Genomic DNA, 19553 nt, shown 5'->3' on the forward strand with positions numbered 1-19553 from the left:
AGCGACGATCCTTGTCAGCTCTTGTACTATAGATCCTTTCTTGTACAACCCAGGGAACTTGTGCCCCCTCGCTACTTACTCATGCATAAGGCCGTTTTTTGGCACACCTCCCCAACCCAATCCCCTGAGAATGTCTACCATGCACAACCCCGCTCCTGATACCCAGCCAACCATTCTGGTAGTCGAAGACGACGACATCGTACGTATGTTGATTGTCGACGTGCTGGAAGAGCTGGAATACCAGGTACTGGAAGCGGACGGCTGCGAACAGGCCTTGGCGTATCTGCGTAACGATGCGCAGCCCATCGCCCTGATGATGACCGATGTCGGCCTGCCGGTGATGGACGGTCGCGAGCTGGCCAAGCAGGCCCGATCGGCTCGGCCTCAGTTACCCATTCTGTTTGCCAGCGGTTACGCCGAAAGCATCGATGTGCCTGAAGGCATGGCGGTGATTGGCAAGCCTTTTTCCATCGATCAGTTGCGCGACAAGGTCAACGGCATTCTTTCTTGAGCCTGACGCAATTGTTGGTCACTATCGGCGCCCCGCGCTGATAGCGCCCACGTCGATTCGTTCCAAGGAAGCACCCGCTCATGCGTCAACCCACCGCCACCAAGGTCCTGGTTATCGGCTATGTCTGGCCCGAGCCGCGTTCATCGGCTGCCAGCGGGCACGTCATGCAGATCCTCGAAGCCTTCCTTGGGCAAGGCTGGGACATCACCTTCAGCAGTCCCGCGGGCCCTGGCGAGAACCGTGCCGACCTGATCGCGCTGGGGATCGGCGAAGTGCCGATCGAGCTCAACAGCAGCAGTTTCGATACATTCATCGCTGAACTGGCCCCGGATATCGTGTTGTTCGACCAGTTCATGATGGAAGAACAGTTCGGCTGGCGGGTCGAGAAACACTGCCCCGGCGCCCTTCGGGTGCTGGAGACGTCCGATTTGCAAAGCCTGCGCCACGCCCGGCATCAGCGGCTCAAGGATCGGTTGAAGAAGGATGACGTTTCCCAGGATTTCAGCGATCTGTTTGCGCAGGACCTGCCTCAAGCGTTCGAGTTGATGGCCGGCACCGACCTGGCCAAGCGGGAAATCGCCGCCCTGTACCGGTGCGACCTGAGCCTGATGGTGTCGGAAGTCGAGATCGAGTTGCTGGTAGAGCACTTCAAACTGCCCCGCAACCTCTTGCATTGGTGCCCACTGATGCTGGACCTGCCGAGCGAAGCACGCGTGCCGTTCGCAGACCGGGCGCATTTCCTCAGCATCGGCAATTTCCGCCACGCGCCGAACTGGGACGCCGTGCTCTGGATGAAAAACGCCATTTGGCCATTGATCCGCCAACAGCTGCCTGATGCGCAACTGCACCTGTATGGCGCCTACACCCCGCCTAAGGCTGCGGCGCTGCACAACGCGGCCCAAGGGTTTCACATCATGAATTGGGCCGAGGATGCGCTGCAGGTCATGTCGGCGGCACGTGTCTGTCTGGCGCCGTTGCGTTTCGGTGCCGGCATCAAGGGCAAGCTGATCGATGCCATGCTGTGCGGCACACCCAATGTCACCACACCCATCGGCGCAGAAGCCATGCACGGTGAAATGCCCTGGCCCGGAGCGATTGCCCAAAGCGCCGAAGATATCGCCCACGCCGCTGTGCAGTTGTACCGCGAGCAGAGCCTTTGGACCCGCGCCCGGGATAACGGCCTGGCGCTGCTGGCGGACCGTTACCGCCGACAGGTCCACGCCCAGGCGCTGATCGATTGCCTCGAAGCCTGTCGCGCCGACCTTGAGCAACGGCGCCGGGATAACTTCACCGGCAGCATGTTGCGTCATCACCAGCACAAGAGCACTCAATACATGTCCCAGTGGATTGAGGAGAAGAACCGCAACAGTCAGGCCGGAAGCGTTACGGGGTAGCACCCGTGCGGCGAAGGGGGCATTATCCAGCGGCAATAACAATAAAAGCGCCAGGCCATGACCCGAACTGCAAGAGTCACCGACCCTTCCTATGAGCTGATGGACGACCATAACGGGCTGTCCATCATCTATCGCCAGCACGGTTTCCCGTGCCCGCTGGTGCGCTGGCATTTCCATAAGGAATACGAGTTGCACCTGATCGTCGCCAGCTCCGGCAAGGTATTCATCGGTGACTATATCGGCAACTTTTACCCGCAATCGCTGTTTCTCACCGGCCCCAACCTGCCCCACAACTGGATCAGCCAGGTCGCCGAGGACGAAGTGGTGCCCAAGCGTGACATGCTGGTGAATTTTACCGACGAGCTGTTCGAGAGCGGCCATCAGGTGTTTGCCGAGCTCAAGACCGTCGCGCCGTTGCTGGAGCGCGCCCAGTACGGCATCGAATTTCGCTGCAAGCGCACTATCCGCCAGGCCATGATCCTGATGCAGCGCATCGCCGATTCCCAAGGCATGAGTCGCCTGGGGCATTTTTTCATCCTGATGGAGCTGCTGGCCGCAACCGATGACTATCAGTTGCTTTCCGGGGCCACCGCTGCGCAACCGGCGGATGAGCACAGCGTTGACCGTACCAACCGCGCGGTGGATTACATCTTTGCCCATTACGCACGGGAACTGTCCCTGGAAGAAGTGGCCGACCATCTGGGCATGAAACCGACGTACTTCAGCCGCGTCTTCAAACAAGCCACCGGCCGCTGTTTCATCGAGTTCGTCAATCGCCTGCGTATCAGCAAGTCCTGCGAGTTGTTGGCCGACGGCGACAAACCGGTGACGGACGTGTGTTTTGAATCGGGCTTCAACAACATATCCAACTTCAACCGGCGCTTTCAGCAGCTCAAGGGCATGACCCCTTCCCATTACCGGCGGCTGGCGGTGCAGCGGTTGACCGAACAGAACCAGGGCTGACAATCCCGGATTATCTCTGTGGCGGGATTTATGTGGGAGCAAAGCTTGCTCGCGATGCAGGCGCCTCGGTTCTCCGGAAGACCGCGTCATCCTCATCGCGGGCAAGCCTTGCTCCCACACAGCGGGGATAAATCCCCTCGCCACAGCTAACCCCTTCTCAGACCAAATCCCATCCAGTGCAAAAAAGTATCAGCGCAAGTGCGACGGATGATTTGTCTCGCCGGCGATTGAGGGCTGTAATCAGCGCACATTCTTCCCTTCATCCGGAAGACACAAAAACAATAACTGTCCTTCCGCAGCCCTTGGGCGCGGAAAAGGAGTGCGCGATGAAACCTTCGGTAAAAGCTCTGCTTGTCTCCACCTGCATGACCCTCAGCAGCGTCAGTTTCGGCGCACAGACCCTCACCATTGCCACCGTCAACAACAGCGACATGATCCGCATGCAAAAGCTCTCGAAGACCTTCGAGGCTGAGCACCCGGACATCAAGCTCAATTGGGTGGTGCTCGAAGAAAACGTCCTGCGCCAGCGCTTGACCACCGACATCGCCACCCAGGGCGGGCAGTTCGACGTGCTGACCATCGGCATGTACGAAGCCGCACTCTGGGGGGGCAAGGGTTGGCTGGAGCCGATGAAGGATTTGCCGGCCAGTTATGCCCTGGATGATATTTTTCCGTCCGTGCGTGAAGGCCTATCGGTCAAGGGCACGCTCTACGCCCTGCCGTTCTATGCCGAAAGCTCGATCACCTACTACCGCACCGACCTGTTCAAGGACGCCGGGCTGACCATGCCCGAACACCCGACCTGGACCCAGATCGGTGAGTTCGCGGAAAAACTCACTGACAAGACCAAGGAGCAATATGGCCTGTGTCTGCGAGGCAAGGCTGGTTGGGGCGAAAACATGGCGCTGATCACGACCCTGGCCAACGGTTTTGGCGCGCGCTGGTTCGATGAGAAGTGGCAGCCGCAGTTCAATGGCCCCGAGTGGAAGAATGCCCTGAACTTCTACGTCGACAACATGAAGAAATCCGGCCCGCCGGGCGCTTCCAGCAACGGTTTCAACGAGAACCTGGCGCTGTTCAACAGCGGCAAATGTGCAATCTGGGTCGATGCCAGCGTCGCCGGTTCGTTCGTCACCGATAAGACCCAAAGCAAGGTGGCCGATCACGTCGGATTCACCTTCGCCCCCCATGAAACGACTGACAAAGGCACCTCGTGGATGTACTCCTGGTCGCTGGCCATCCCCGCCAGTTCCAAAGCCAAGGAAGCGGCCAAGGTCTTTACCATGTGGGCGACGTCCAAGGAATACAGCCAATTGGTCGCCAAGACCGATGGCGTTGCCAACGTACCGCCAGGCACACGTACCTCGACCTATAGCGACGACTACATGAAGGCCGCGCCGTTTGCCAAGGTGACCCTGGAGTCGTTGAAAGTCGCTGACCCGAAAGCCCCCACTCTCAAGCCTGTGCCCTATATCGGTATCCAGTTGGTGACCATTCCTGAGTTCCAGGCCATCGGCACCCAGGTCGGCAAGTTCTTTTCGGGCGCGTTGACCGGCCAGCAGACCGTGGACCAGGCGTTGACCGCAGCGCAGTCCACCACGGAACGCGAGATGAAACGCGCAGGTTATCCCAAGTAACCCCGACGTCAATGTGGGAGCGAGCCTGCTCGCGATGAGGCCGGCACATTCAACATCTATGTTGCCTGACCCTGCGCTATCGCGAGCAGGCTCGCTCCCACAATGGATTTTTGTAGGCCCGCACAAATCGGTTCAATGCCATGAATAGTTCAACGACAACCGCCAAAGCACCCAGTGAGATTGCCCCACCGGTTCGCAAAAGCCGCTTGGCCAATCCAGGCTGGTTTCTGGTCAGCCCCTCGGTGGGGTTGCTGCTGCTGTGGATGATCGTGCCACTGGGCATGACCGTCTACTTCTCGCTGATCCGCTACAACCTGCTTTACCCCGGCGAGAACGAATTTGTCGGGCTGGAGAATTTCACTTACTTCCTGACCGATTCGGGCTTCGTCCCCGGGGCCACCAATACCCTGCTGCTGGTGGGCAGCGTGTTGCTGATCAGCATCGTGTTCGGGGTGTTGATCAGTGCGCTGCTGGAGGCCAGCGAGTTTTTCGGCCGGGGCATCGTGCGGGTATTGCTGATCTCGCCGTTCTTCATCATGCCCACGGTGGGCGCGCTGATCTGGAAGAACCTGATTTTCCACCCGGTCTCGGGAATTCTCGCCTCGGTGTGGAAACTGTTCGGTGCGCAGCCGGTGGACTGGCTGGCCCATTATCCGCTGCTGTCGATCATCATCATTGTGTCCTGGCAATGGTTGCCCTTCGCGATCCTGATCCTGATGACGGCCATGCAGTCCCTCGATCAGGAACAGAAAGAAGCCGCCCGCCTGGATGGCGCGGGGCCCATCGCGATTTTCTGGCATCTGACCCTGCCCCATCTGGCGCGCCCGATTGCGGTGGTGCTGATGATTGAAACCATTTTCCTGCTGTCGGTGTTCGCCGAGATTTTCACCACCACCAACGGCGGCCCCGGCTATGCCTCGACCAACCTCGCCTACCTGATCTACAACCAGGCGCTGGTGCAGTTCGACGTCGGCATGGCTTCGGCCGGCGGCTTGATTGCCGTGGTGATTGCCAATATCGCCGCCATCATCCTGGTCCGGATGATCGGCAAAAACCTCACCGACAAGAACTGAGGCCGCAGCCATGACACTTCAACAATCCCGTCGCCTGCAAAGCCTGCTGCTGGGTACGCTGGCCTGGGCCATCGCGATCCTGATCTTCTTCCCGATCTTCTGGATGGTGCTGACCAGCTTCAAGACCGAAATCGACGCGTTCGCCACGCCGCCGCAGTTCATCTTCACGCCGACGCTGGAGAACTACCTGCACATCAACGAGCGCAGCAACTACTTCAGCTTCGCCTGGAACTCGGTGGTGATTTCCTTCAGCGCCACCGCCCTTTGCCTGCTGATTGCGGTGCCGGCGGCCTACTCCATGGCGTTCTATGAAACCCAGCGCACCAAGGGCACGTTGCTGTGGATGCTCTCCACCAAAATGTTGCCACCGGTGGGCGTGCTGATGCCGATCTACCTGCTGGCCAAGAGCTTTGGCCTGCTGGACACGCGGACTGCGTTGATCATCATCTACACGCTGATCAACCTGCCGATCGTGGTCTGGATGATTTACACCTACTTCAAGGACATTCCCCGCGACATCCTTGAAGCCGCGCGTCTAGATGGCGCCACGCTGTGGCAGGAAATGGTTCGTGTCCTGTTACCCATCGCCAAGGGTGGCCTGGCCTCCACCGTACTGCTGTCGCTGATCCTGTGCTGGAACGAGGCGTTCTGGTCGCTGAACCTCACCTCGTCCAAAGCCGCGCCGCTGACGGCCCTGATCGCGTCCTACTCCAGCCCCGAAGGCTTGTTCTGGGCCAAGTTGTCGGCCGTCTCGACCCTGGCCTGCGCACCGATCCTGATTTTCGGCTGGATCAGCCAGAAACAGCTGGTACGCGGTTTGTCCTTCGGCGCCGTGAAATAACGCGCCTTACACCATTATCAGAAGTGGAGGCCCATCATCATGGCCAACCTGAAAATCAAGAATCTGCAAAAAGGCTTCGAAGGTTTCTCCATCATCAAGGGCATCGACCTTGAAGTGAACGACCGTGAGTTCGTGGTCTTTGTCGGCCCGTCGGGTTGTGGCAAGTCCACGCTGCTGCGGTTGATCGCCGGCCTGGAAGAAGTCAGCGACGGCACCATCGAACTGGACGGCCGGGACATCACCGAAGTCAGTCCGGCCAAGCGCGACCTGGCGATGGTGTTCCAGACCTACGCGCTTTACCCGCACATGAGTGTGCGCAAGAACATGTCCTTCGCCCTGGACCTGGCCGGCGTGCCCAAGGCCGAGGTCGAGAAAAAGGTCAACGAAGCGGCGCGCATCCTCGAATTGGGGCCGATGCTTGAACGCAAGCCCAAGCAGTTGTCCGGCGGCCAGCGCCAGCGTGTGGCGATTGGCCGGGCCATCGTGCGCAACCCGAAGATTTTCCTGTTCGACGAGCCGCTGTCCAACCTCGACGCCGCCCTGCGCGTGCAGATGCGCCTGGAGCTGGCGCGCCTGCACAAGGAGCTGCAGGCAACGATGATCTACGTCACCCACGATCAGGTCGAAGCCATGACCCTGGCCGACAAGGTGGTGGTGCTCAACAGCGGGCGCGTCGAACAGATCGGCTCGCCGCTGGAGCTGTATCACCAGCCGGCCAACCTGTTTGTCGCCGGGTTCCTCGGTACGCCAAAAATGGGCTTTCTCAAAGGCAAAGTCACACGGCTGGAGAACCAGGGTTGTGAGGTCCTGCTGGACGCCGGCACCCGGATCAGCCTGCCCCTGAGTGGGGCCAGCCTGAGCGTCGGCGGCGCGGTGACCCTGGGGATTCGCCCGGAGCATTTGAACCTGGCACAACCGGGCGATTGCACGCTGCAAGTCACCGCCGATGTCAGCGAACGTCTGGGCAGCGACACCTTCTGTCACGTCGTCACCGCCTCCGGTGAAGCCTTGACCATGCGCGTGCGCGGCGACCTGGCGAGCCGTTTCGGTGAGCAACTGAACCTGCATCTGGACGCTGAACACTGCCACTTATTCGATGCCGAGGGCGTGGCGGTCACCCGTGCGCTGCGCATCGCCGCCTGATTACCGAGACTTGTGATGAAACTCAATCGACAGAACCTGCACAACCTCAGCCCTGAGGTCGCCCTGCCCGCTTATTCCTTGAGCGAGATCAGCCAGGGCATCGCCCACATCGGCGTCGGCGGCTTCCACCGCGCGCACCAGGCTTACTACACTGATGCGCTGATGAACACCGGCACCGACCTGGACTGGGCCATCTGCGGCGTGGGCTTGCGGGCCGAAGATCGCCGCGCCCGGGATGACCTGGCCAGCCAGGACTACCTGTTTACCCTGTACGAGCTGGGGGACACCGACGACACCGAAATCCGGGTGATCGGAGCCATCAATGACATGCTGCTGGCCGAAGACGGCGCCCAGGCCCTGATCGACAAACTGGCCGACCCGCAAATCCGCATCGTCTCGCTGACCATTACCGAGGGCGGCTATTGCATCGACGACAGTAACGGCGAGTTCATGGCCCACCTGCCGCAGATCCAGCACGATCTGGCCCATCCTGACGAGCCGAAAACCGTCTTCGGTTTCCTTTGCGCAGCCTTGGCCAGGCGCCGGGACGCCGGCACCCCGGCGTTCACCCTGATGTCCTGCGATAACCTGCCGCACAATGGTGCCGTGACCCGCAAGGCGCTGCTGGCATTCGCCGCGTTGCGCGACGCCGAGCTGGGCCAATGGATCGATCGCCACGTGAGCTTCCCCAACGCCATGGTTGACCGCATCACGCCCATGACCAGCGTCGCCCACCGGCTGCAACTGCATGACGAGCATGGGGTCGACGATGCCTGGCCGGTGGTCTGCGAGCCTTTCGTGCAGTGGGTCCTGGAAGACAAATTCGTCAACGGTCGCCCGGCCTGGGAAAAGGTCGGCGTGCAGTTCACCGATGACGTCTCGCCCTATGAAGAAATGAAAATCAAGTTGCTCAACGGCAGTCACCTGGCGCTGACCTACCTGGGTTTTCTCAAGGGTTATCGCTTCGTCCACGAAACCATGAACGACCCGCTGTTCGTGCGTTACATGCGTGCCTACATGGACCTGGACGTGACCCCGCAACTGGCACCCGTGCCAGGGATCGACCTGACCGACTACAAGAACACGCTGGTGGAGCGTTTTTCCAACCAGGCAATTGCCGACCAGTTGGAGCGGGTGTGTTCGGACGGCTCGTCGAAGTTTCCCAAATTCACCGTGCCGACGATCAACCGCTTGATTGCCGACGGCGGCCAAACCCGTCGCGCGGCGCTGGTGGTGGCGGCCTGGGCCGTGTACCTGAAGGGCGTGGATGAGAACGGCGTGACGTATTCGATCCCGGACCCGCGGGCGGCGTTCTGCCAGGCGCTGGTGGCCGACGATGCGTTGGTGACCCAGCGCCTGCTGGAGGTCGAAGAGATTTTCGGTACGGCCATTCCCCACTCGCCCGAGTTCGTGGCAGCCTTCGAGTGGTGCTGCAACAGCTTGCGCGAACACGGGGTCACGCGGACGCTTGAGCGAGTGTTGGCTGACGCGGACTAAACTGCGCACGCAATCCGCTTCTGTGGCGAGGGGATTTAGCGAAACGTCGCACCGCCCCGTTGGGTCGCGAAGCGGCCCCCAGACGTGCTGCCTACACCGAAGCCGCAGATACATTGGGCCCGCTTCGCAGCCCAGCGGGGATAAATCCCCTCGCCACAGGTATTCCCTGGCCACAAGTTCTGTGTTTTGTTCTTTGATCCGAGGGTTTTTATGGCAAACCAACAACTGTTCCTGGGCATCGACTGCGGCACCCAAGGCACCAAGGCACTGATCCTGGATACGCTCAGCGGCCAGGTGCTCGGCCAGGGTGCCGCTGCCCACAGCATGATCAGCGGGGCCAACGGTCGCCGTGAACAAGACACCCAGCAATGGCTCGATGCATTCACCCAGGCGACTCACCAAGCCCTGGCCGCTGCCGGGGTCGATGGCCAGGCGATCCTCGGCATCGGCGTGTCCGGCCAGCAACACGGCTTGGTGCTGCTTGACGACCAGGGCCAGGTCTTGCGCCCGGCCAAGCTGTGGTGCGACACCGAGACGACGCCGGAAAACGATCGGCTTTTGGCCTACCTGGGGGGTGAAGACGGCAGTCTCGCACGCCTCGGCGTGGTGATCGCGCCGGGCTACACGGTTTCCAAACTGCTCTGGACGCGGGAGCAGCATCCCCAGGTTTTCGAACGCATCGCCAGCATCCTGCTGCCCCACGACTTTCTCAATCACTGGCTCACCGGCCGCCATTGCAGCGAATACGGCGACGCCTCGGGCACCGGCTATTTCAACGTACGCACCCGTCAATGGGACGCGCGGTTGCTGCAGCACATCGATCCCAGCGGTCGGCTGCAATCGGCATTACCGGAGCTGATCGAGGCCCATCAGCCGGTCGGGCGGATCCTGCCGGCCGTTGCCGCGCACCTGGGCATCAATCCCGACGCGCTGGTGGCCAGCGGAGGTGGCGACAACATGATGGGCGCTATCGGCACCGGCAACATCCAGCCCGGCGTGATCACCATGAGCCTGGGCTCCTCCGGCACGGTCTACGCCTATGCCGCCGAACCTGCGGTCAGTCCGCAGCCGTCGGTGGCAACCTTCTGCTCATCCAGCGGCGGCTGGCTGCCGCTGATCTGCACCATGAACCTGACCAACGCCACCGGGGCCATGCGCGAGCTGCTGGAGCTGGACATCGACGCCTTCAACGCCTTGGTGGCAAGGGCCCCGATAGGCGCCGAAGGCGTGTGCATGCTGCCGTTTCTCAACGGCGAGCGGGTTCCCGCCCTGCCCCATGCCACCGGCAGCCTTTTCGGTCTGACCACCACCAACCTGACCCGGGCCAATCTGTGCCGGGCGGTGGTCGAAGGCACCACCTTCGGTTTGCGCTATGGCCTGGACCTGCTGCGCGCCAACGGGCTCGAGGCCCAGAGCATCCGCTTGATCGGTGGGGGCTCGAAAAGCCCGGTTTGGCGGCAGATCGTCGCCGATATCATGGATACCACGGTCATTTGCACTGAACAGAGCGAGGCGGCCGCCCTGGGTGCGGCGATTCAGGCGGCGTGGTGCCATTCAGGCTCGCAGCAAAGCCTGGCCGATCTGTGCGAGCGCTGTGTCAAGCTCGACCCAGCCAGCGAAACCCGGCCCATTACCGAGCAGGTCGCCGCATCGCAAAAAGCTTATGTCCACTATCAAGAATGTATCGCAACCCTTTGAGATAAAAGAACTATGTATTTGGTATGTGGTGAAGCACTGTTTGATTTTTTCAGCGAAAACGAGATGGGCGGTCCGGCCTCGCACGTCAACTTCAAAGCCATCGCCGGCGGCTCGCCGTTCAACGTGGCAGTCGGGTTGCGACGCCTGGGCGTGGAATCGGCACTGTTTGGCGGGCTGTCCACGGACTACCTGGGCCGGCGCTTGCATCAGGTCCTGGCTGCCGAAGGTGTCAGCACCGAATACGCACTGGACTTCGACGCGCCGACGACCCTGGCAATGGTGGCGGTCGGTGCCAACGGTTCGCCCCACTATAGCTTCCGCGGTGAAGGATGCGCGGACCGGCAATTGAGCCTGGACCATCTACCGGTGCTCGGTGAGCACGTACGGGGGCTGCATGTCGGCTCCTTCTCTCTTGTGGTGCAGCCGATTGCCGACACCCTACTGGCCTTGGTGCGACGCGAGAGCGGTAAACGTCTGGTCAGCCTGGATCCGAACGTGCGACTCAACCCGCAACCGGACATCGAACTGTGGCGCTCGCGAATCGCAACGCTGGTCGAATATGCCGATTTGATCAAAGTCAGCGACGAAGACCTGAGTCTTCTTTATCCCGACCAACCGCCAGAGACCATTATCGAGCGTTGGATGGAGCACCGTTGCCAATTGGTGTTCCTTACCCGTGGCAGTCAAGGCGCGACGGTCTTCAGCCGCCAGCACGGTTCCTGGTCAATGCCGGCATGTTCGGTGCAGATCGCCGATACCGTGGGCGCAGGGGACACCTTCCAGGCAGCGTTGATTACCTGGCTGACCGAGCACCAACTGGATTCGGTGGAAGGCCTGCATGCCCTGACCCGGGAGCAGGTGAGCGAGATGCTTGCTTTTGCCATGCGCGCTGCTGCGCTGACGTGCGGCCGGACCGGACCGGATCTGCCTTACCGGCAACAATTGGATTGAGCTGTTTGGGAAAAAGCACGGCACCGGGTTCGGACAATGACCGAACCCGGAGGTGATTCCTGGGAAGACAAGGCCGTGATCAGCGCCCGGTCATGCGGTGCTGCTGATGGAAGTGATTACCGGCGTGGTGATTTTGGTCGAGTTCGGAGCGCAACTCGGCGATCAGGTCGTTGATTGCCCGGCAGCCATTGAGTTTATTGGCATCGATATCGGTTTTGACCAAGGCCACACGATCGGTTTCATGATCGTCATAGATCTTGATTGTCATCGACAAATCGGGTGACAACGTGCATTGCGAGCGCTTGGGCAGCAAGCTGCTTTCAATGATGTTTCGCATTTCGAGGGCAGATAAAAACATGGCGACTCTCTCCTGTTGAGGCGGCCAATTTATGTTCACGACGGCGGTATTTTCGTCCGTTCTTCCCTGCGGACTGGGACTACGAATGCCGTGCCGTTCGTTCGTTCTTGGCGTTTTCTAATTAATGAGCCCGTGCAGCGACTCCCTAATCATCCCGCAAAAAATATGCCTGCTTTAAAGAAAATCCCGATTGATCCAAATCAACTACTTAGCGTCCAGGACTGTGAGAGCGTGCGTGCAGATTGCAAGGAAGCGGGATTTTCCTCATGCAAACTGCAATCGCCAGTGATCCTGTCGCAAGCTAGATTAGACCCTATTGCGCAGGGGTGAGTGGGCACCCGTCGGCTGCTTCGAAAAAAGTGTGACGTCGCGTAAAAAACGTCAAATGGCTTCGGCGCCAGCCCGCTCTGCCACATGGCGCAGGCTATCGAAGTTGATATTCGCGCCGGAATCGATTGCCACCAGTGTTTGGCCTCGCGCGCCGGTTTGGGCGACGTACTGCTTGATGCCGGCGACCGCCAAGGCGCCCGAGGGCTCGGTTATCGACCGGGTATCGTCATAGATGTCTCGGATGGCTGCGCACAATTGGTCGTCAGTGACGGTGATCACGTCATCAACGCAGAAACGGCAGATGTCGAAGCCGTAGGCCCCTATTTGCGCGACAGCCACGCCATCGGCAAAGGTTCCCACGCTTGCCAGACTGACCCGTTCACCGACTGCCAGCGCCGCCTGGAGACAGGCGGAATGTTGTGACTCCACCCCGACGATGCGAACCTCCGGGCGCAGGTACTTGACGTAGGCCGCGACCCCGGCAATCAGCCCCCCGCCACCGACCGGGACAAAAATCGCGTCCAGGCTGCCTGGGTGCTGACGCAGGATTTCCATGGCGACGGTGCCCTGCCCAGCGATCACGTCCGGATCATCGAAGGGCGAAACGAACTCTCGTCCAGTCTGTCGGGCCAGCTCCAGTGCGTATTCCAAGGCAAAGGGAAAGCTCTCCCCGTGCAGCACTGCTTCGGCGCCCCGGTTGCGCACGCCCAGCACCTTGAGTTGCGGCGTGGTGAGCGGCATGACGATGCTGGCCGATATGCCCAGCTCCCGCGCGGCCAGCGCCACGCCCTGGGCATGATTGCCCGCCGAAGCGGTGATGACACCGCGAGCCCGTTGCTCGGCGGTCAGTTGCACCAGTTTGTTGTAGGCGCCACGGATCTTGAAAGAAAAAGTCGGCTGCAGGTCTTCACGCTTGAGCAGGATCCGGTTGCCCAAGGCTTCGGACAGTCCGGTGGCCGCTTGCAACGGCGTGCGCACGGCCAGTTCGTACACCGGCGCGGCCAGGATCTTTTTGACGTAATGTTCTAGCAGGGCTTGCTCAGGACGGGTGGTAGGCATGGCGGTCTCCTGGTTTGGACAAAACTCCGGAGACAGAAAGAAAAAACCCGCCTCGGAGGCGGGTTGGGTGCAGTCGTCAGCTAGCCCGCCAAATAAGGAATGGCGGTAATAATGCTTGGCTGGCTACGCAATACGGTGCTGGTCATGCCTGGAAATTAGCCTGCCGCTGGCTAGCAAGTCAATGGGCACTGTTGCGAATCACTTGAGCCCGACTTTATAGAGCGTCCCATCGTCATCATCTGTCAGTACGTACAGGAAACCATCCGGCCCCTGGCGCACGTCGCGGATGCGCTCGCCAAGCTCACCCAGCAGGCGTTCTTCGTGCACGACCTTGTCACCCTCCAGTTCCAGGCGGATCAGATTCCGGGACACCAGCGCACCGATGAACACGCTGTGTTGCCAGGCCTTGAAGCGGTCACCGTCATAGAACGCCATGCCGCTCAGCCCGGGTGACACTTCCCATACATGAAAAGGGCCAAGCGTGCCTTCGGCGGTCTTGCCGCCGGCTTCCGGGATCGGCGCCCCAGAGTAGTTGATGCCGTGAGTCGCCAGCGGCCAGCCGTAATTCTTACTGCGTTCGATGATATTCAGCTCATCGCCGCCCCTGGGGCCGTGCTCGTTCTCCCACAACGTACCGTTCCAGGGATTGAGCGCCGCCCCTTGGGGGTTGCGAACGCCGTAGGACCAGATCTCGGGGCGTACGTTTGCCTGACCGACAAACGGGTTATCGTCCGGCACCTTGCCGTCGGGGTAGATGCGCACGATCTTGCCCTGGAGCTTGTCCAGGTCCTGGGCCGTGGGCCGCTCGTTGTTTTCCCCCAGGGTGATGAACAGATAGCCGTCCCGGTCGAACACCAGGCGCGACCCAAAGTGGTTCCCGGTGGAAAGCTTGGGCTGCTGGCGGAAAATCACATTGAAATTCTTCAGGCTCTGCAGGTCTTCGGACAATTGCCCACGGCCCACGGCGGTGCCTGCCTTGCCGTCATCGCCGGCCTCGGCGTAAGACAGGTAGACCGTGCGGTCCTGCTTGAAGTCCGGCGACAGCACGACGTCCAGCAAACCGCCCTGGCCTCTGGCCCAGACCTCAGGTACGCCGTTCAATGGTGCCGAGAGCTGGCCGTCAGGGCTGACCCGACGCAGGTTGCCCGCTCGCTCTGTCACCAACATGCCCTGTTGATCAGGCAGGAAAGCCACGGACCAGGGATGTTCGAGCCCCTTGACCACGGTGGTCACCTCCACCGTGCCCTCCTCGCTCTTGAGTTGCCGGCTTTGCGCGGCAGACGCCGGGGTGGCGAGAGTCAGTACAGCGCTGGCGCAGAATGCGGCCAGGAGTGTTTTACGCAACATGCACACTTCCTTCTGTGGTGTGAATAAAGACTGCCAGGGCTCGGCACTCAGCGAATGTCGTTTGAGGTGTCCCTCGGCGGTGGATTGGGCTTGATGGTAGGCCGTGGCGAGCCGGCAGGCTGACCGGAACGGGGATACCCGTTGCCGATACCGCCATTTTCCAGCGTGGGTGGCCGGGGAACGGGAACGGTCGGGTTGTTATGGATCATCGGCACGTTGGGCCGGGTGCCCTGCATGCTGTTGGGATTGGCCCGGCGGATCGGGCTGTTATAGGGATTGTTGTTACCTGGCAGGTTCTGGGCCAGGACCATGGCCCCGCAGTCGGGCGTTGCCGAGTGGGCGGCGGTGGTCAGCAACAGCGTCATGAGAGCGAGTAGCAGCCTGTTCATCGGAGCACCTCTTGGATTCAGGCATATCGAAAGCACGCTACGCCGCCGGTTCGCCGTTGTTAAGGGAAATGTCCGTCCGAAGATGTAACCAAGCGTCTCGAAGGCAATGCGGGGCGGGTCAACCGGCGCTCCATGGAAACTTTTGCGAACGCCGCAAGGTCACCTGAATGACTCATTCATCGGCAAGGAAACCCCTCCATGGCACGGGCAATCTGGAAAGGCGCAATCAGCTTCGGACTGGTCCACATTCCTGTGGCGCTGGTGTCGGCCACGTCCTCCCAGGGGGTGGATTTCGACTGGCTGGACAAGCGCAGCATGGACCCGGTTGGCTATAAGCGAGTGAACAAGGTCACCGGCAAGGAGGTGACCAAGGAAAATATCGTCAAGGGTGTGCAATACCAGAAGGGCCAATACGTCCTGCTGAGCGAAGAGGAGATTCGCTCTGCCCACCCCAAGTCCACCCAGACCATCGATATTTTTTCTTTCGTCGACAGCGACAAAATTCCCCTGCAAAACATCGACACGCCCTACTTCCTGGCGCCAGACAAACGCGGCGGCAAGGTCTACGCCCTGCTGCGCGAAACCCTGATCAAGACCAACAAGGTGGCGCTGGCCCATGTCGTGCTGCATACCCGCCAGCATCTGGCAGCGCTGATGCCGCTGGAGTCTGCGCTGGTGCTGGTGATGCTGCGCTGGCCCGCCGAAGTGCGCGAACTCGACATCCTGGAACTGGGCGATGAAGTCATCAAGCCAACCCTGGCCAAGGGGGAGCTGGAAATGGCCAAGCGGCTGGTGCAGGACATGAGCGCCGATTGGGAACCGCAAGAGTACCGGGACAGCTTCGAAGACAAGATCATGGAACTGGTGGAGAAAAAGGCCAAAGAAGGCCGCCTGGAGGCGGTGGAAACCGATCCGGGTGAAGAGCAACGCAAGAGCGCCGATGTCATCGACCTTACCGAACTGCTCAAACGCAGCCTGGGCGGCAAGGGCAAGGCGCCAGAAAAGCCTGCCGGAAAAACCGCTGCAAAGCCCGCAAAGACCAGCAAGTCCGCTCCCGCGAAAAAAGCCACCAAGGCCTCCCGGGGCTAATCCCCGGGCGCCAGCAATACAAGGGAATCCGTCATGGCCAAGGCCGAGAGTGAATACGCCCGTTTGTCCGGTGCCGAGCCGGAGCACAAGCACAGCCGCAAGCGCACCCGGCAGAGCCAGACCGGTAGCAGTGCCCTTCCCGAGCGCTTGTTGCCGCAACGCGCCACCCCCGTTGAGCAGCCCCCGGCCGGTGAATGGCGTTATGAAGTCCAGTTCGATGGCTATCGCCTGATGGCCCGCATTGAAGCGGGTCAAGTGCGATTGCTCAGCCGCAATCAACAGGACTGGACCGACCGACTGCAATTGCACGCCGATGCGTTGTCTGAGCTGAATCTGGGTGACAGCTGGCTCGACGGCGGCCTCGTTTCGCTCGATAACGACGGCCACTCTGACTTTGTGGCCCTGCGACAGTCGTTCGAGATTGGCCGCACGGTAGACCTGGTGTTCGTCCTGTTTGATGCGCCTTTTTTAAATGGCGTCGATCTGCGCCAGGCGCCGGTTGAAAAACGCCGGGCAGCCCTCAAGAAGGCGCTGAAGAACAATGCCAGCAAGCGCCTGCGCTTCTCTGAGTCGTTTTCCGCCAACCAGCACGACATTTTTGAAAGTGCCAACGCCCTCGCACTCGATGGCGTGATCGGCAAACGCCTGGGCAGCCCCTATGTGTCGCGCCGCAGCGCCGACTGGATCAAACTCAAGTGCCGTCTGCGCCAGCCGTTCGTGATCGTCGGCTTCACCCGCCCCAAAGGTCGGCGCAATGGTTTCGGTGCACTGTTGCTGGCGGTCAACGGGCCCGAGGGATTGATGTATGCCGGCCGTGTCGGCACAGGGTTCGCACAAGCCCGGCTCAAACAACTGCACGAGCAACTCTGTAGCCTGGAGCGGGACGATTCGCCACTGGTCGCACCGGTCAGCAGCGCGCAAAGCCGCGGCGTGCATTGGGTAGAGCCAACCGAGGTCTGTGAAGTCGAGTTCGCTGATTGGACCCGCGACGGCCTGGTGCGCCAGGCGGTGTTCCTGGATCTACAGAACGACATACCGGCAAGCAAGGTTGTGCGTCAGCAGCCAGTTCCGATAAAACCCCTGCCCGCCAAAACCACGCCTCGCGGCAAAGCCCGTAGCGTACAGGTCTCAGGGCTGGAGATTTCCCACCCTGAGCGCGTCATCGACAGTGTCAGCGGCGTGCAGAAAGTCGAACTGGCGCAGTACTACGAGGACATCGCTCCCTGGATTCTGCCGCACCTGAAGCAGCGCCCGGTTGCCCTGCTCAGGGCGCCAGAGGGAATCGGCGAAGAGCAGTTCTTTCAGAAACACGCCGATCGCCTGGACATTCCCCACATCAAACAGCTGGATCCGCGACTGGATCCCGGGCATGCCGCGCTGATGGAAATCGACAGTGTGCAGTCGCTGGTCAGCGCGGCCCAAATGGGCACGGTGGAGTTGCACACATGGGCCGCCACGCATGATCGGATCGAGACGCCGGACCTGTTCGTTCTTGATCTGGACCCCGACCCGTCGCTGCCCTGGAGCGCGATGATCGAGGCGACTCGCCTGACCCTCTCGGTGCTCGACGAACTGGGTTTGCAGGCCTTCCTCAAAACCAGCGGAGGCAAAGGCATGCATGTCATCGTGCCGCTGGCGCGCAGTGAAGGCTGGGACATTACCAAGGCTTTCGCCAAGGCCATCTCCCTGTTCATGACCCGGCAGATGCCGCAGCGGATCACCGCGACCATGGGGCCGAAGAATCGTGTCGGGAAGATATTTGTCGACTACCTGCGTAACGCCCGGGGCGCCAGCACCGTCAGCGCCTATTCCGTGCGCGCTCGGCCAGGTCTGCCGGTATCCGTGCCGATTGCCCGGGCCGAGCTTGACGGTCTGCGTAACGCCCAGCAGTGGGACATCTATACGGCCCTAGAACGGGCCAGAAACCTGGGCGCCGATCCTTGGGAGGGGTACAACCATCGCCAGCGAATCACGGCCAGGATGTGGGAGCAACTGGATGCGCAAAAACCTGGGGAATGACGCAGGTACGGAGAGTCACCCGCTCATATCCAGATGAAGACCGCCAGCAGACCGCCGAAGAACGCCCACTTCTGCAAGTAATACAGCTTGCGGTTGCGCTTCTTCAGAGCCTTGCCTTGCAGGCGAATCCTGTAAAGCCTGGAAAACGCCCGGTTCAGGCCGCCGGTTTTGTCTCCGGCGTCATTGGGCGCTCCGGCGGCCGCCATCACGGTGCGGCTGAACCAGCGGTTGAAGGCACTGGCCCAGCGAAATCTCATGGGGCGTTCCACGTCGCAAAAGAGAATGATGCGATTGTGAGGCGTGGTGTTCTGGGCGTAATGAATGAACGTCTCGTCGAATATCACCGCCTCGCCATCACGCCAGTGGTAATGCTCACCGTCGACATTGATGTAGCAGCCGGCATCGTTGGGCGTTTCCAGGCCCAGGTGATACCGATAGGACCCGGCATACGGGTCGCGATGACGAACCAGCTTGGAGCCCGGTGGCAGTTCGGCGAACATCGCCGCCTTGATTGAACCGATGCTCTGCACCAGTTCAGTGGTGCGCGGACACAGTTTCATCGCCGAGGGATGACTGTCGGCGTACCACTTCAGGTAGAAACGCTTCCAGCCGGTCTTGAAGAACGAATTGAAGCCCACATCGTCGTACTGGTTGGAACGCTTGATCTCCCCCGCTCGCAGCAAATTCAGGCCTTCGGCACGAATCTCCTGCCAATGGGCCTGCAACGGGCTCAGGTCGGGAAACTGCGCCGGGTTCAGGAAAGGCTTGTTGGGCAGTTTCGAGCACAGGTAAAGCAGGCAGTTGATCGGCGCGAGGAAGGACGAATGGTCGCTCAACTGGCGTCCGAGCTTGTGCCGAACGCGCCCGCGCAGGTGCACATAACCGATAGAGAGAAGATAGATCGCGGCAATGATGAGTTTCACAGTATCCGCACACATCAAAAGTGGACAGGCTGCCACTTCCCGCACAGCCGAACAGCGTGGGGAATGGCGTAAGTGAGATGGCAATTTAGCCACAACTCGTAACCAAAGGTTATCCCTGCGTTGTGAAAAACTGTCTTGCCTGGGTTACACCCTATCGTTAACGCGGCCAGATCAGTACAATTGCCGCCAAACATTACGCGCCCCCTTTTTGGCCGATACCGGATTCCGGCTTCGGCGTACGTCTATTTGGGTCAGGCGCTCCGTATGCTGCTGTCCTCTTATGCCGGATGGACCCTTGCGCTTGCGACCGCGAAGCTTTCGCGCGGTCGGG

At 60.6% G+C, this 19553-nt stretch carries 17 protein-coding genes; 12 read left to right on the forward strand and 5 right to left on the reverse strand.

Going from position 1 to position 19553, the window contains the following annotated elements:
- Positions 1-139 precede the first annotated feature (139 nt).
- The 10 genes from AC3I65_RS12885 (at position 140) to AC3I65_RS12930 (ending at position 11708) form a co-directional block, all read left to right on the forward strand.
- Complete coding sequence (locus tag AC3I65_RS12885) at positions 140-511, forward strand: response regulator (RefSeq protein ID WP_047229106.1); 372 nt, start codon at positions 140-142, stop codon at positions 509-511.
- A gap of 80 nt (positions 512-591) precedes the next feature.
- Positions 592-1905: a glycosyltransferase gene (locus AC3I65_RS12890; protein ID WP_047229107.1), complete on the forward strand. Its 1314-nt coding sequence runs from the start codon at positions 592-594 to the stop codon at positions 1903-1905.
- Positions 1906-1962: 57 nt separating this feature from the next.
- A complete protein-coding gene (locus AC3I65_RS12895; protein ID WP_047229108.1) occupies positions 1963-2868 on the forward strand; it encodes an AraC family transcriptional regulator in 906 nt (301 codons plus the stop codon).
- A gap of 326 nt (positions 2869-3194) precedes the next feature.
- Positions 3195-4505, forward strand: a complete 1311-nt coding sequence (locus AC3I65_RS12900) for an ABC transporter substrate-binding protein (protein WP_160892369.1) — start codon at positions 3195-3197, stop codon at positions 4503-4505.
- Positions 4506-4645: 140 nt separating this feature from the next.
- Complete coding sequence (locus AC3I65_RS12905) at positions 4646-5578, forward strand: carbohydrate ABC transporter permease (RefSeq protein WP_188250845.1); 933 nt, start codon at positions 4646-4648, stop codon at positions 5576-5578.
- Between the two features lie 10 nt (positions 5579-5588).
- Complete coding sequence (locus AC3I65_RS12910) at positions 5589-6419, forward strand: carbohydrate ABC transporter permease (RefSeq protein ID WP_047229111.1); 831 nt, start codon at positions 5589-5591, stop codon at positions 6417-6419.
- A gap of 39 nt (positions 6420-6458) precedes the next feature.
- On the forward strand, positions 6459-7562 hold the full coding sequence (locus AC3I65_RS12915; protein ID WP_047229112.1) for an ABC transporter ATP-binding protein: 1104 nt from the start codon (positions 6459-6461) through the stop codon (positions 7560-7562).
- Positions 7563-7577: 15 nt separating this feature from the next.
- Positions 7578-9059, forward strand: a complete 1482-nt coding sequence (locus AC3I65_RS12920) for a mannitol dehydrogenase family protein (RefSeq protein ID WP_439124958.1) — start codon at positions 7578-7580, stop codon at positions 9057-9059.
- Between the two features lie 210 nt (positions 9060-9269).
- Positions 9270-10757, forward strand: a complete 1488-nt coding sequence (xylB, locus tag AC3I65_RS12925) for a xylulokinase (protein ID WP_488523839.1) — start codon at positions 9270-9272, stop codon at positions 10755-10757.
- A gap of 12 nt (positions 10758-10769) precedes the next feature.
- Complete coding sequence (locus tag AC3I65_RS12930; protein ID WP_488523840.1) at positions 10770-11708, forward strand: carbohydrate kinase family protein; 939 nt, start codon at positions 10770-10772, stop codon at positions 11706-11708.
- Positions 11709-11787: 79 nt separating this feature from the next.
- On the opposite strand, the gene AC3I65_RS12935 is transcribed toward AC3I65_RS12930, so the two are convergent.
- The 4 genes from AC3I65_RS12935 to AC3I65_RS12950 form a co-directional block, all read right to left on the reverse strand.
- Positions 11788-12066: a DUF1652 domain-containing protein gene (locus AC3I65_RS12935; RefSeq protein ID WP_188250840.1), complete on the reverse strand. Its 279-nt coding sequence runs from the start codon at positions 12064-12066 to the stop codon at positions 11788-11790.
- Between the two features lie 381 nt (positions 12067-12447).
- A complete protein-coding gene (gene ilvA / locus AC3I65_RS12940; RefSeq protein WP_339487871.1) occupies positions 12448-13455 on the reverse strand; it encodes a threonine ammonia-lyase, biosynthetic in 1008 nt (335 codons plus the stop codon).
- Between the two features lie 198 nt (positions 13456-13653).
- Entirely contained in the window at positions 13654-14802 is a 1149-nt protein-coding gene (locus tag AC3I65_RS12945; RefSeq protein ID WP_488523841.1) for a PQQ-dependent sugar dehydrogenase, read from the reverse strand.
- A 47-nt stretch (positions 14803-14849) separates the two neighbouring features.
- Positions 14850-15191: a hypothetical protein gene (locus tag AC3I65_RS12950; protein WP_188250837.1), complete on the reverse strand. Its 342-nt coding sequence runs from the start codon at positions 15189-15191 to the stop codon at positions 14850-14852.
- Between the two features lie 198 nt (positions 15192-15389).
- Here AC3I65_RS12950 and ku point away from each other — a divergent pair, with 198 nt between their 5' ends.
- Both ku and ligD read left to right on the forward strand, forming a co-directional pair.
- Positions 15390-16280 (forward strand): non-homologous end joining protein Ku, encoded by an 891-nt coding sequence (gene ku, locus AC3I65_RS12955; RefSeq protein ID WP_076384587.1) that lies wholly within the window; start codon positions 15390-15392, stop codon positions 16278-16280.
- Between the two features lie 33 nt (positions 16281-16313).
- Positions 16314-18299, forward strand: coding sequence for a DNA ligase D (gene ligD, locus AC3I65_RS12960; RefSeq protein ID WP_488523842.1), 1986 nt, complete (start codon positions 16314-16316; stop codon positions 18297-18299).
- Positions 18300-18322: 23 nt separating this feature from the next.
- Here ligD and lpxO read toward each other — a convergent pair whose 3' ends face one another.
- Positions 18323-19222, reverse strand: a complete 900-nt coding sequence (gene lpxO, locus AC3I65_RS12965; protein ID WP_076386642.1) for a lipid A hydroxylase LpxO — start codon at positions 19220-19222, stop codon at positions 18323-18325.
- Positions 19223-19553 lie beyond the last annotated feature (331 nt).

The sequence above is a fragment of the Pseudomonas sp. N-1-13 genome (assembly GCF_057787095.1).

Coding starts and splice junctions, on each gene's coding strand:
- AC3I65_RS12885 (WP_047229106.1), top strand. CDS start 140: ATGCACAACCCCGCTCCTGATACCCAGCCAACCATTCTGGTAGTCGAA.
- AC3I65_RS12890 (WP_047229107.1), top strand. CDS start 592: ATGCGTCAACCCACCGCCACCAAGGTCCTGGTTATCGGCTATGTCTGG.
- AC3I65_RS12895 (WP_047229108.1), top strand. CDS start 1,963: ATGACCCGAACTGCAAGAGTCACCGACCCTTCCTATGAGCTGATGGAC.
- AC3I65_RS12900 (WP_160892369.1), top strand. CDS start 3,195: ATGAAACCTTCGGTAAAAGCTCTGCTTGTCTCCACCTGCATGACCCTC.
- AC3I65_RS12905 (WP_188250845.1), top strand. CDS start 4,646: ATGAATAGTTCAACGACAACCGCCAAAGCACCCAGTGAGATTGCCCCA.
- AC3I65_RS12910 (WP_047229111.1), top strand. CDS start 5,589: ATGACACTTCAACAATCCCGTCGCCTGCAAAGCCTGCTGCTGGGTACG.
- AC3I65_RS12915 (WP_047229112.1), top strand. CDS start 6,459: ATGGCCAACCTGAAAATCAAGAATCTGCAAAAAGGCTTCGAAGGTTTC.
- AC3I65_RS12920 (WP_439124958.1), top strand. CDS start 7,578: ATGAAACTCAATCGACAGAACCTGCACAACCTCAGCCCTGAGGTCGCC.
- xylB (WP_488523839.1), top strand. CDS start 9,270: ATGGCAAACCAACAACTGTTCCTGGGCATCGACTGCGGCACCCAAGGC.
- AC3I65_RS12930 (WP_488523840.1), top strand. CDS start 10,770: ATGTATTTGGTATGTGGTGAAGCACTGTTTGATTTTTTCAGCGAAAAC.
- AC3I65_RS12935 (WP_188250840.1), bottom strand. CDS start 12,066: ATGTTTTTATCTGCCCTCGAAATGCGAAACATCATTGAAAGCAGCTTG.
- ilvA (WP_339487871.1), bottom strand. CDS start 13,455: ATGCCTACCACCCGTCCTGAGCAAGCCCTGCTAGAACATTACGTCAAA.
- AC3I65_RS12945 (WP_488523841.1), bottom strand. CDS start 14,802: ATGTTGCGTAAAACACTCCTGGCCGCATTCTGCGCCAGCGCTGTACTG.
- AC3I65_RS12950 (WP_188250837.1), bottom strand. CDS start 15,191: ATGAACAGGCTGCTACTCGCTCTCATGACGCTGTTGCTGACCACCGCC.
- ku (WP_076384587.1), top strand. CDS start 15,390: ATGGCACGGGCAATCTGGAAAGGCGCAATCAGCTTCGGACTGGTCCAC.
- ligD (WP_488523842.1), top strand. CDS start 16,314: ATGGCCAAGGCCGAGAGTGAATACGCCCGTTTGTCCGGTGCCGAGCCG.